At 69.1% G+C, this 12,595-nt stretch carries 10 protein-coding genes; 7 read left to right on the top strand and 3 right to left on the bottom strand.

Annotated features, from left to right (window positions below; genetic code table 11):
- The first annotated feature begins 27 nt into the window (after positions 1–27).
- From ettA to KDK95_RS07810, 3 genes are read left to right on the top strand one after another with little or no spacing between them, the layout of a single operon-like run.
- Positions 28–1,692: an energy-dependent translational throttle protein EttA gene (ettA, locus tag KDK95_RS07800; protein ID WP_212517353.1), complete on the top strand. Its 1,665-nt coding sequence runs from the start codon at positions 28–30 to the stop codon at positions 1,690–1,692.
- Complete coding sequence (locus tag KDK95_RS07805) at positions 1,685–2,128, top strand: acyl-CoA thioesterase (RefSeq protein WP_307844254.1); 444 nt, start codon at positions 1,685–1,687, stop codon at positions 2,126–2,128. The genes ettA and KDK95_RS07805 overlap by 8 nt, the downstream gene beginning before the upstream one ends.
- Positions 2,129–2,143: 15 nt before the next feature.
- Positions 2,144–2,785, top strand: coding sequence for a DUF8185 domain-containing protein (locus tag KDK95_RS07810; RefSeq protein ID WP_212517354.1), 642 nt, complete (start codon positions 2,144–2,146; stop codon positions 2,783–2,785).
- A gap of 89 nt (positions 2,786–2,874) precedes the next feature.
- On the opposite strand, the gene KDK95_RS07815 is transcribed toward KDK95_RS07810, so the two are convergent.
- The gene (locus KDK95_RS07815; protein WP_212517355.1) at positions 2,875–4,677 is read right to left on the bottom strand and encodes a glycosyl hydrolase family 28-related protein; all 1,803 of its coding nucleotides are present in this window, start codon (positions 4,675–4,677) and stop codon (positions 2,875–2,877) included.
- Between the two features lie 49 nt (positions 4,678–4,726).
- Complete coding sequence (locus tag KDK95_RS07820; RefSeq protein ID WP_307844255.1) at positions 4,727–6,364, bottom strand: glycoside hydrolase family 13 protein; 1,638 nt, start codon at positions 6,362–6,364, stop codon at positions 4,727–4,729.
- Positions 6,365–6,701: 337 nt separating this feature from the next.
- On the opposite strand from KDK95_RS07820, the gene KDK95_RS07825 reads away from it, so the two are divergent.
- The 3 genes from KDK95_RS07825 to KDK95_RS07835 all read left to right on the top strand — a co-directional run bounded on the left by KDK95_RS07825 (position 6,702) and on the right by KDK95_RS07835 (position 10,061).
- Entirely contained in the window at positions 6,702–8,102 is a 1,401-nt protein-coding gene (locus KDK95_RS07825) for an ABC transporter substrate-binding protein (RefSeq protein ID WP_212517357.1), read from the top strand.
- A 91-nt stretch (positions 8,103–8,193) separates the two neighbouring features.
- Positions 8,194–9,159, top strand: a complete 966-nt coding sequence (locus KDK95_RS07830; RefSeq protein ID WP_212517358.1) for a carbohydrate ABC transporter permease — start codon at positions 8,194–8,196, stop codon at positions 9,157–9,159.
- A gap of 8 nt (positions 9,160–9,167) precedes the next feature.
- Positions 9,168–10,061, top strand: a complete 894-nt coding sequence (locus tag KDK95_RS07835) for a carbohydrate ABC transporter permease (protein ID WP_212517359.1) — start codon at positions 9,168–9,170, stop codon at positions 10,059–10,061.
- A gap of 93 nt (positions 10,062–10,154) precedes the next feature.
- Here the strand turns inward: KDK95_RS07835 and KDK95_RS07840 are convergent, their stop codons facing one another.
- Positions 10,155–11,168, bottom strand: coding sequence for a LacI family DNA-binding transcriptional regulator (locus KDK95_RS07840; protein ID WP_212517360.1), 1,014 nt, complete (start codon positions 11,166–11,168; stop codon positions 10,155–10,157).
- A gap of 308 nt (positions 11,169–11,476) precedes the next feature.
- Between KDK95_RS07840 and KDK95_RS07845 the strand changes: the two genes are divergently transcribed.
- Complete coding sequence (locus tag KDK95_RS07845) at positions 11,477–12,508, top strand: LacI family DNA-binding transcriptional regulator (RefSeq protein ID WP_212517361.1); 1,032 nt, start codon at positions 11,477–11,479, stop codon at positions 12,506–12,508.
- Positions 12,509–12,595: the final 87 nt, after the last annotated feature.

Consider the following 12,595-nt stretch of genomic DNA (forward strand, 5'->3'; position numbering starts at 1 on the left):
CCCGCCGCGCCCGATAGACTGGGCTGCATGGCTGAGTTCATCTACACCCTGCGCAAGGCCCGTAAGGCCCACGGCGACAAGGTCATCCTCGACGACGTGACGCTGAGCTTCCTGCCGGGTGCGAAGATCGGCGTGGTCGGTCCGAACGGCGCCGGCAAGTCCACCGTCCTGAAGATCATGGCCGGCCTGGAGCAGCCGTCGAACGGCGAGGCGACGCTCAGCCCCGGGTACTCGGTCGGCATCCTCATGCAGGAGCCGAAGCTCAACGAGGACAAGGACGTGCTCGGCAACATCCAGGAGGGTGTCGCCGAGACGAAGGCCATGCTCGACCGGTTCAACGAGGTCGCCGAGCTGATGGCCACCGACTACTCGGACGAGCTGCTCGCCGAGATGGGCACGCTGCAGGAGCACCTCGACCACCGCAACGCCTGGGACCTCGACGCCCAGCTCGAGCAGGCGATGGACGCGCTGCGCTGCCCGCCGCCGGACGCCGACGTGAAGGTGCTCTCCGGCGGTGAGAAGCGCCGCGTCGCGCTGTGCAAGCTGCTGCTGCAGGCGCCGGACCTGCTGCTGCTCGACGAGCCCACCAACCACCTGGACGCCGAGTCGGTGCTCTGGCTGGAGCAGCACCTGGCCGGCTACTCGGGCACCGTCGTGGCGATCACCCACGACCGGTACTTCCTGGACAACGTGGCGCAGTGGATCCTCGAGCTCGACCGCGGCCGCGCGTACCCCTACGAGGGCAACTACTCGACCTACCTGGAGACCAAGGCCGCGCGCCTGAAGGTCGAGGGCCAGAAGGACGCGAAGCGCGCCAAGCGCCTCAAGGAAGAGCTCGAGTGGGTCCGCTCGAACGCCAAGGGCCGGCAGGCGAAGTCCAAGGCGCGCCTGGCCCGCTACGAGGAGATGGCGGCCGAGGCGGAGAAGACCAGGAAGCTGGACTTCGAGGAGATCCAGATCCCGCCGGGCCCGCGCCTGGGCAGCGTGGTCGTCGAGGTCGAGCACCTGAACAAGGGCTTCGGCGAGCGGGTGCTGATCGACGACCTGTCCTTCACCCTGCCGCGCAACGGCATCGTCGGCGTCGTCGGCCCGAACGGCGCGGGCAAGACCACGCTGTTCAAGACGATCGTCGGCATGGAGGAGGCGGACGCGGGCAAGGTCAAGGTCGGCGAGACCGTCAAGATCTCGTACGTGGACCAGAACCGCGGCGGCATCGACCCGAAGAAGACGCTCTGGGAGGTCGTCTCGGACGGCCTCGACTTCATCCAGGTCGGCCAGGTCGAGATGCCCTCGCGCGCGTACGTCTCGGCCTTCGGCTTCAAGGGCCCGGACCAGCAGAAGCCGGCCGGCATCCTGTCCGGCGGCGAGCGCAACCGGCTGAACCTGGCGCTGACCCTCAAGCTCGGCGGCAACCTGCTGCTGCTCGACGAGCCGACCAACGACCTGGACGTCGAGACGCTCTCCTCGCTGGAGAACGCGCTGCTCGACTTCCCGGGCTGCGCGGTGGTCGTCTCGCACGACCGGTGGTTCCTGGACCGCGTGGCGACCCACATCCTGGCCTACGAGGGCGACTCGAAGTGGTTCTGGTTCGAGGGCAACTTCGAGTCCTACGAGAAGAACAAGGTCGAGCGGCTCGGCCCGGAGGCGGCGCGCCCGCACCGGGTCACCTACCGGAAGCTCACCCGTGACTGATCTGGCGGAAGGCTCGTCCGTGACCGCTCGGCGGCACGTCTATCTCTGCCCCCTTCGCTGGGCGGACATGGACTCCTTCGGCCACGTGAACAACGTGGTGTACCTGCGCTACCTGGAGCAGGCCCGAGTGGACTGGATGTTCGAGACCGCGCGGGAGGCCGGGGTCGAGAAGTTCAGCCTCGGCACGGTCGTCGCGCGGCACGAGATCGAGTACAAGCGGCCGCTGGTCTACCGGGCCGAGCCGGTGCGGGTGGAGATCTGGGTGACGAAGATCGGCGTCGCGTCCTTCGTCTGCAACTACGAGGTGCGCGACGAGGACGTGGTGTACGCGACCGCGAACACCACGCTGGTGCCCTACGACCTGGCCGAGCAGCGGCCGCGGCGGATCGCTCCGGAGGAGCGGTTCTACCTGGAGCAGTACCTGCAGGCGAAGTAGGAGTTGGTCCGAAACGTGTTGATCAGGTTCATGGGCGCGCGGGACGGAGCGGCCCTCGGGGCGTATCTGGAGCGCCTGCTGCACTTCGACAAGGGCGCGGTCGTGCGCTGCGTCGGGGTCGGCCCGGCGGTGGCCGCGTACAGCGGGCCGCCGTTCGGCGGCAGGCCGGTGCTCGCGGTGCGGCTGTCCGCGCTGCAGCAGGGCACCGAGCCCTTCGACGTGACCGTGCTGGCCGGGAAGCTGCTGGACGGGCTTTCCCGCGACGACACGGAGATCCTGGTCCCGGACACGATGGTCGGCGGCCCCGCCTGGGCCGGCCTGCTGCCGCCGCGCACCGGCTGGACCCGGGTCGGCATGATCAGCGTGCGCGAGCTCGGCCGGGCCGCGGCGCAGGGCAACGCGGACTTCCGCTTCCGCGCGCTGGGCCTGGACCGCGCGGGCCTGGACGCGCTCGGCGAGGAGATCTGGAGCCGGCCGGTCGAGGCCGCCGCGGACACCGACGGCGCCCCGCTGACGCTGCGCACCGCGCACGCCGCGCAGGCCCTCGGTTTCCTCGGCCCCGATGCCGAGCAGACCGACGAACTCGCCGCGCTCGCCCGGATCGGCCGCTGGCTGCGCGTCGACGCTCCGTACGGGACCGTGCTGCAGCGGGACTGAGGCTCCGCGGGAAACGTGGTTCGGGGTCGGGAGCCCGCCACCCTCAAACGGACTCCCGGCCCCTGCTCTTCGCCCCGCTGCGGACTCTTCTAGCTCGCCGGCGCCGGGAAGTAGTCCAGCGTCGGCGTGAGGCTCCAGCCGGTGTTGCCGGACCCTAGCTGGAACTGGAACTGCGGGGTCGCCGGCGGGTACTGGTCCTGCACGGTTCCCGCGACGCCGACGCCGGTGGCGTGCACGCCCGCGACGTATGCCGAGCCCTGCGTCTCGCCCTGGAAGACGACCGTGCCCACGCCGGCGATGTTCACGTTCGTGATGCGCAGGCCGGTGATCGGCAGGCCGGTTCCGTCGCCGGATACGAGCTCGAAGACGCTGTACGGGGTGTCGTAGACGTTGAGCGCGTCCAGGTTCAGCGCGACGCCGCTGATCGCGTAGTCGTAGGCGTCGATCTGGATGGCGCTCATCGGGTGGCCCCAGTTCGGGTTCATCGCGCCGGACCGGATCACGGTGTCGTGGCTGACGTCGATGGTGCCCGCGAGGGTTGTGAAGCCGGGGCTCGCGAACTGCTCGTTGGAGATCGTCAGGCCGCTGCCCAGGGCGTTGGAGTCGGTGATCACGTCGTGGGTGATCGTGTTGTCCGTGCCGCCGTATTCGGCGATGCCGTTGGCCAGGTTCGGCTGCTCGACGGTGTCCCAGGCGAACACGTCGTGCGAGTCCACGGCCGGGTACGACCAGATCGCGAGCCCGTCGTCTCCCGTGTTGCGGATGAAGTCGTCGCGCACGACGACGCCGGTCGCGTTGCCGTTGAGGTTCAGGCCGTCCGCGTCGGTGTCGAGGATGACGGAGTTCTTCACCACGTCGCCGGTGTTGCCGTACTGCAGCCACAGGCCGACGTTCGCATTCTGTATCCACAGGCTGTTGACGACGGAGCCGGTGCCGAGCGAGCCGTTGATCGCGTTGGCGGTGCTGTCGTCGTGGCGGCCCACGGTGTCGCCGAGGATCGCGAAGTCACGCAGGTTCACCGGGCCCGGGACCGCGCTGGCGTTGTCGATGAACTCGTTGGAGCGCACGCGCGAGTACCAGTTTCCGGCGCCCTCGATGCTCGCGCGGTCGACCTGGAGCGGCGTGTCGATCGCGAAGTCGCCGGCCGGGATCCAGACTGTCTCGTGCCTGGCGTCCGCGGCGGCGATCGTCGCGGCGAAGGCGGCGGAGGAGTCCGTCGCGCCGGTCGGGTCGGCGCCCTCGCTGAGCACTGATATCGAGTTCGGCGGCTGCTGCGCGGGTGCGGCGACCTGGTAGAAGTCGGCCAGATTCACGGTGTACGGCAGCGCGGTGTCGTTCGCGTCGGCTTGCAGGCGTACCGTGTCGCCGCGGTGCAGTTCGCGGCCGATGAGCACGCGCACATCGTCATAGAAGTGGCGCGTCTTGCTGCCGTAGATCTGCGGGGTGTCGATGTAGCTGTAGGCCGACGTGAGCTGCAGGTCGGTGACCTTCCGTCCGTCGACGTAGAGCGCGAGCGATCCGCTGCTCCCCTGCGGCAGCGCATAGTCCACATCGACGGCGTTCGCGTTGCCCGACAACGTGAACTGCACATACTGGCCCGGCGCCGTGAGCTGCACGGCCTCGCGGCCGACCGCTTCGGAGGCGAGCGTGCCCTGCGTGTAGTCGGGGCCGATCACGGTGCCGTTCGTCACGGCGTTCGGACCGGTCGCGAGGTATTCGCCGACCAGACCGGGGACGCGCGCGCCGCCGTCGTACGAAGCGTTGAAGGCGGAGCGCGGCGCGGTCGCGGGAGACGTGGCGGCGGTGGCGCCGGCCGCGCCGAGGCAGACCACTCCGGATGTGGTTATCGCGAGCGCACCAAGGAAACCAAGTCGTGCTCGTAGCTGTGGCAAGGACGGTTCCTCTCTCGATTCAGTGCCGTGGATTTCGTGCCCCTGCTCTTCAGTTCAGGCGGAGCCACACCGCGGTGTCGGACGGCAGCCGTCCGTCCTGCGCGAGCGGGCCGCTGCCGAGCAGGACCTCTTCGTACTCGGGCAGCGGAGCGTCGTGCGGCCCGAAGTTGACCACGCAGGCGAAGTCGTCGCCGCGCCGGTACGCCAGCACCTCGGGATCCGCGGGCAGCCAGCGCAGCGCCTCCCGGTCCGTGCGCAGGCCCGCCGTGGCGCGGCGGATCCGCAGTGCGCTGCGATAGAGCTCGAGCATCGAGGCCGGATCGCCGGTCTGCGCCTCGACGGTCATCCGGCGCCAGTCGGCCGGCTGCTCGGCGAGCCAGGGCTGCGCGCTCGCGCCGGCCGGGCTGAAGCCGAAGGGCGGCTGGTCGCCGGACCACGGCAGCGGCACCCGGCAGCCGTCGCGGCCGGGGTCGGCGCCGTTGGTGCGGAAGAACATCTGGTCGTGCTTGTGGCCGTCCGGGATGTCCTCGACCTCCCACAGGCCGAGCTCCTCGCCCTGGTAGATGTACGCGGATCCGGGCAGCGACAGGCTGAGCAGCGCGGCCGCGCGGGCGCGGCGGGTGCCGAGCTCCAGGTCCACCGGCGTCTCGAAGCTGCGGGTGGCGAAGGCGAAGCTGGTGTCGTCCCGGCCGTAGCGCGAGACGTGCCTGGTCACGTCGTGGTTCGAGAGCACCCAGGTCGCGGGCGCGCCGACCGGCTGGTGCGCGGCGATCGTCTCGTCGATGACCTTGCGCAGCTCGGCCGGATCCCACGGGCAGCACAGGAAGGAGAGGTTGAACGCGGTGTGGATCTCGTTGGGCCGCAGGTACATCGCGAAGCGCTGCGGGTCCGGCATCCACACCTCGCCGATCAGCGCCTTGGGCTCCGGGTAGGAGTCCGCGACCCGGCGCCACTCCTGGTAGATCTCGTGGATGCCGTCGCGGTCGGTGTACGGATGAGGCGCGTCCTGCGGCGCCTCGGGGTCGAGGTCGGCCAGGAACGGGTCCTTGACCAGGATCGCGGCGGAGTCGATGCGGATCCCGTCGGCGCCGCGGTCGAACCAGAAGCGCAGGATGCTGAGGTGCTCCTCGCGCACCTCGGGCTGCTCCCAGTTGAGGTCGGGCTGCGCGTCCGCGAACAGGTGCAGGTACCACTGCCCCGGGCTGCCGTCCGGTTCGACGACCCGTGACCAGGCCGGCCCGCCGAAGTGCGAGACCCAGTTGTTCGGCGGCTCGTCGCCGCCCGGGCCGCGTCCCGGCCGGAACCAGAAGCGCGAGCGCTCGGGCGAGCGCGGGCCGGCCTTGAGCGCCGCCTGGAACCACGCGTGCTGGTCCGAGACGTGGTTCGGCACGATGTCGATGATGATCCGGATGCCCAGCGCGTGCGCCTCGGCGATCAGCGCGTCGGCCTCGGCGAGCGTGCCGAAGTCCGGGTCGATGTCCCGGTAGTCCGAGACGTCGTAGCCGCCGTCGGCCATCGGCGAGGGATACCAGGGATTGAGCCAGATCGCGTCGATCCCGAGATCGGCCAGGTACGCCAGGCGAGAGCGGATCCCGCCGAGGTCGCCCACGCCGTCGCCGTTCCCGTCCGCGAAGCTGCGCACGTACACCTGGTAGGTGACCGCGTCGCGCCACCACTGGAGAGCCACGGATTTCCGCCCCTTCGTTGTTCGCCTGCCGGTTGCGCACAACGTACATGGCCGCACTCAGGCCCGCAAGAGATCTGCACTTGTGCTGCAAAAACTCGATCTCGCCTTTCCGGGTCGGCCCCACCGAAGATCGCCGTACAGAGATTGAGTCTCGACGCGGAGTCAGCGCAACGGCGCTGGGTACGCCGTTTTCCGTTGCTGCGGCTTGATCGTCGTAATCAAGTCGTGTCATTGCGAGTTTTCATCGCTATCTTGCGAAGCGATGTCCGGGTCAGTACGGTGAACGCACCCGGGGCAAGACCACAGTCGCTCGTGTCCAGTGAGGGAAGGCAGATCTATGAAAAGCACGGTCCGCCGAGGTGCCGGCATCCGCCGCACGGTGGCGATCGCCACGGCCGCGGCATTGGCTCTACCGGTCGCCGCGTGCTCGAGCAGCAGCAGCGGCTCATCGTCGAACAATGCGTCAGGGCCGGTGACGATCACCGTCGGGTGCGAGCCGCCGACCACGCAGAAGGCGCAGCGGCAGTTCTTCCTCGACGACATCGCCGCCTTCGAGAAGGCGAACCCGAACATCACGGTCAAGGGCGACGACGCGAACCCCTGCGAGGTCCCGGCGAAGTTCACCGCGCAGCTGGCCGCCGGCACCGAGGACAACGTCTTCTACACGGCGTTCACCGACCCCGCGAACGTGATCGCGGCCGGCCAGGCCGCCGACATCCAGTCGTACGTCGGGCAGATCGCGAACGAGAGCAGCATCCTGCCGCAACTTCTGAACGTGTACCGGCAGGGCGAGACCACCTCCGGCGACCTGTACGGCATCCCGGTCAACAACTACTCCGAGGGCCTGGTCTACAACACGACCCTGTTCAAGCAGGCCGGGATCGCCAGCCCGCCCGCCACCTGGGCCGAGGTCGAGGCGGACGCCAAGAAGATCAGCGCACTCGGTTCCGGGTACGTCGGCTACGTCGACCTGAGCGCGCAGAACACCGGCGGCTGGCACTTCGCGGCCGAGCTCTACTCGCGCGGCGGGCAGATGGTGACCGGCAGCGGCAGCAACGCGAAGGCCGCGTTCGACACGTCCGCCGGGCTCGCCGTGCTGCAGACGCTGCACCAGATGCGCTTCGTGGACAACGACATGGGCACCAAGCAGGGTCTGGCCTGGCAGGACCCGCAGCAGCTCATGAGCACCGGCAAGCTCGGCATGTACGTCGGCGCGCCGGACACGGTGACCAACATGCACGCCACGTACAACACGCCGTACACCAACATCGCGATGGCACCGCTGCCGGGCGTGAGCAGCCCGACCGCGACGCTGCTCGGCGGCGACGGCTACATGTTCAACAAGAAGGACACCCCCGCGCAGATCGTCGCCGGCATCAAGTTCCTCAACTTCGAGTTCCTGACGCCGAACGACGGCCAGTTCAACTACACGCGCACCGCGAAGGCCGGGCAGCCGGTCGGCCTGCCGGAGCCGGACCTGTTCACCGCGGGCTCGGCGGCCGACCAGCAGGCGAGCGCGGATGAGAAGGCCTCGGCCAACGTGCCCTCGGCGAACTTCTCCGCCTACACGAACGCGCTCTCGACCATGCAGCTCGTCATCGAACCGCCGCAGGCGCAGGCGATCTACGCGCAGGGCGACAAGGCGATGTACGCCGCGCTGACCAACCCGAACGCGAACCTGCAGCAACTGCTCGACACGTTCAGCTCCGCGGCGAACGAGATCCTGCAGAACCAGTAACCGGCCGGTCCTCGACGCCGTTCCCGCCGGAAGCACCCATTCCGGCGGGGGCGGCGCCCGGCGTCCTCACGAGAGCGGAAGTGCAGCTTCGATGGCCACGATCAACGTTTCCCGCGCGCGGGCGCGCGGCCTGCCGAAAGCGACCGACGGACCGCCGGACCGCGGGCGGCGGGGTCCCACGCTGGGCCGCCGGGTACGGCGCAACCTGACCGGATACGTCTTCCTCGCGGGCGCGATCATCTGCTTCGCGCTGTGGTCGTGGTATCCGATGATCCACGAGATCCTGCTCAGCTTCCAGCACCTGAACCTCGTCGGCCAGAGCGAGGGCTGGGGCGGCTGGCGCAACTACGAGCACATGCTCAACGACCCGAACTTCTGGACCTCCGTCCGGGTCACGCTCGTGTTCACCGGCCTGGCGCTCATCTTCGGCTACGCGGTGCCCTTCGTACTCGCGGTCGGCCTCAACGAGTTCCGGCACGCCGCGTGGTACTTCCGACTGCTGGTCTACCTGCCCGTGATGCTGCCGCCGGTGGCCGCGGCGTACCTGTGGAAGTGGTTCTACACGCCGGACGACAGCGGCCTTTTCAACGCGGTGCTGCACGATCTGCACCTGCCGACCTCCGCCTGGCTGCAGTCCTCGAACAACACCTTCGTGATCCTGTGCATGGTGATCTTCTCCACGTGGAGCAACATGGGCAGCGGCGTGCTGATCTACCTCGCGGCCCTGCAGGGCATCCCGGGCGAGCTCTACGAGGCGGCCGAACTGGACGGCGCGGGCATCCTCAAGCGCGTCTGGCACGTGACCATCCCGCAGACCCGGCTGATCCTGTCGCTGATGCTGCTGCTGCAGATCGTCGCGACGATGCAGACGTTCACCGAGTCGCTGGTCCTCACCGGCGGCGCGAACGGCACCGGGACGCTCGTCTACCTCGTGTACCAGGACGCGACGAACTTCAACAACTTCGGCGGATCCGCGGCGATCGGAACGGTGCTGCTGCTCGTGCTCGGCCTGTTCTCCGGGGCGTACCTGTGGCTCAACCGGCGAGGAGAGGACTGAGGACGCCGATGTCGGCCTTCGACGCGCAAACGAGAACCCTGATATCCAGGGCGCAGCTCAACCGGCCGCTGGCCCGCCGGATCTACTGGGTGCTGCTGGTGGCGACCATCGCCGTGTTCACGCTGGTGTTCCTGTTCCCGCTCTACTGGGTCTTCAGCAGCGGCCTGAAATCGGCGTCCGAGGTGCTGCAGAGCCCGCCGACGCTGATCCCGCACTCGGTGAGCCCGCACAACTACGCGACCGCCTGGTCCGACTTCAACCTGGGCCGGTACATCCTCAACACCACGTACTACGCGGTCGGCGCCCTGCTGCTGCAGCTGGTGTTCGACGTAGCGGCGGCTTACGCGCTCTCCAAGCTGCGCCCGGTGCTGGGCAACGTGGTGCTGGCGCTGATGCTGGCCACACTGATGATCCCGGCCACGGTCCTGGTGATCCCGAACTACCTGACCGCGATCAACGTCCCGGTGCTGCACCTGAACCTGGTCAACTCGCCGATGGCGATCTGGCTGCCCGCGGTCGCCAACGGCTTCAACATCTTCCTGCTCAAGCGCTTCTTCGACTCCATCCCGGAGGAGCTGCTGGCAGCCGCGGCGATCGACGGCGCCGGCCCCCTGCGCGCACTCTGGTCGATCGTGCTCCCGATGTCCCGCCCGATCCTCGGCGTGGTCTCCATCTTCGGCACGGTGGCCGTGTGGAAGGACGTCCTGTGGCCGCTGCTGGTGCTGACCGACCCCACGAAGATGACCGTCAACACCGGCCTGCTGAACCTCACCGGCGACGGCATCCCGGAGAACATCCTGATGGCCTCGCTGGCGATCGCGTCCGTGCCGACGATCGTGTTCTTCCTGGTCTTCCAGCGGAGCATCATGTCCGGCCTGACGACGGGCAGCCTGAAGGGCTGATCCCCGCGGCACCGCCTGGCGCCGTGCAGCCCCTTGCCGGGCCCCGATCCGATCGGGGCCCGGCAAGGGGCTGTCCTGGATTTATCCGCGGCCTCAGGCACCCGCCGGCGCCGGGCCCGTCGAGCCTCGGACGACCAGTTCGGGCTCGAAGAGGAGTTCCTCCGCGGTGACCGGGATGCCGTCGATCTGGCCGACGAGCATGGCCACGGCGGCGCGGCCGATGGCCTCCAGGGGCTGCCGGACGGTGGTCAGGGGCGGGTCGGTGCAGTTCATGAAGGCGGAGTCGTCGTAGCCGACCACCGAGACGTCCTGGGGGACCTTCAGGCCCGCGCGGCGCACGGCGCGGATCGCGCCGAGCGCTATCGGGTCGCTGGCGCAGACGATGCCGGTGACGCCCTGCTTGAGCAGCCTCGACGCGGCGACCTGGCCACCCTCGATGGAGAACATGGTGTGCTCGACGTGCGCGGTCTGGACCGTGACGGCGGCCTTGGCGGCGGCGGCCTCGAAGGCCTCCTGCTTGCGGCGGCTGGGCATGTGGTCGGGCGGGCCGAGGATCAGGCCGATCCGTTCGTGGCCGAGCGAGGCGAGGTGGCCGAAGGCCTGCTCGACGGCGACGGCGTCGTCCGTGGAGACGCGGGGGAAGTCGAGGTTCTCGCTGGCGGCGTTGACCAGGACGACCGGCAGCCGCAGTTCGAGCAGCCGGAGGTAGTGGCCGTGCGGGGCGTCGGCCTCGGCGTACTGGCCGCCGCCGAAGACCATGCCGGAGACCTGCCGCTCCAGCAGCATGTCGACGTAGTCGGCCTCTGACATGCCGCCGGTGGTCCTGGTGCACAGCACCGCGGTGAAACCGCGCTGGGCGAGCGCGCCGCCGACGACCTCGGCGAGCGCCGGGAAGATCGGGTTCTGCAACTCGGGCAGCACCAGGCCGATCAGCCTGGCCCGCTCCCCGCGCAGCTGGGTGGGCCGTTCGTAGCCCATCACGTCCAGTGCCGTGAGCACCGCGGCCCTGGTGGACGCGGAGATCCCGGGCTTGTCGTTGAGCACGCGCGAGACCGTGGCCTCGCTGACCCCGGCCTTCTTCGCGACATCGGAGAGTTTGCCTGGCATGCTGCAAGTGTACGGCATGACAGTGCAAGAAACCATGCAAAGCTGTCGAGGTCTTGCGGTACGGACCACGGTAGACCGCAAGGGGCCTGGACATGCGGGATTGTTCACGCGAACAACCCTCGGATCGTGCCCTTATGCCGCTTTCGCCGGGGTCCCGGAACAGGACTCGATGATCAAAAGGCTGCGACCTGCGCTGTTCGATTCGTTACGGACAGCGCATTGACGAGCGTCGGGCCCCGGGCTTTACTTCCTCCAACGGTACCGGTTACGGAACCGGTACCGGGCGGTTTGTGGAGAGTGAGGCAGCGTTGCCGATCACCATCACCGACGTGGCCACGCGGGCCGGCGTCAGCAAGACCACGGTCTCGCGCGTGCTCAACGGAAAGGGCGAGCTCGACGCGGCGACCGCGGCGCGGGTCCGGCAGGTCATCGCCGAGCTCGGATACGTGCCGAAGGCCGGCGCGGTGGGCCTGGCGCGCGGGCGCACCCGGGTGATCGGGATGCTCGTCCCCTCGCTCACCTGGCCGTGGATAGGAGAGGTGCTGCAGGGCACGATCGACGTGGTGGAGTCCGCGGGCTACGGCCTGATGGTCTTCACCTGCACCCAGGGCGACCAGTCGATGCGGCGCTTCGCCGGGCAGGTCTCGGCGAAGTCGTTCGACGGCCTCGTGGTGATCGAGCCCGAGGGCACCCTCGACTACATCAACTCGCTGCACGAGCAGGGCCTGCCGGTCGTGCTCATCGACGACCGCGAGCACCGGCCGCGGTTTCCGTCGGTCGCGACAACGAATCGGGCCGGCGGCGAGGCCGCGGCGGAGCATCTGCTCTCGCTCGGCCGCTCCCGCGCGGCGGTGATCACCGGAGAGCTGCGCTTCGGCTGCTCGCGGGAGCGCCTCGCCGGATTCCGCTCCCGGATGGCCGAATCCGGCCATCCGATCAGCCCGAAGCTGGTCGAGGGCGCGGACTTCACCTTCGAGGGCGGCCTGCGCGCGATGACCCGGCTGCTGCACTCGGACATCTCCTTCGACGCCGTCTTCGCGCACAACGACCTCTCGGCCGCCGGAGCGCTGCAGGCCCTGGCCGAGGCGAAGCTCCGGGTTCCGCAGGACGTGGCCGTCGTCGGGTTCGACGATGTGCCGATGGCCGCGTACACGAACCCGCCGCTGAGCACGGTCCGCCAGCCGATGCGCGGGATGGGCGAGGCGGCGGCGCGGCTGCTGATGTCGCACCTCGACGGCGGCGAGCAGCTGCTCGACGAACCGCACATCGTGCCCACCGAGCTGGTGGTGCGCGGCTCCTCGCACCCGCAGGCGAGGAGCTCGGAGCCCGGCGGCGCCTGAAAATGCCGTCCGGCCCGCCGTTTGCCGACGACGGGCCGGGTCGAACGGGATCGGTCGTACGTTGCCGCGTACTGCCGTCCATCGCAC

The organism is Actinospica acidithermotolerans, assembly GCF_018139625.1.
In the GTDB taxonomy this organism is placed as follows: Bacteria; Actinomycetota; Actinomycetes; order Streptomycetales; family Catenulisporaceae; genus Actinospica; species Actinospica acidithermotolerans.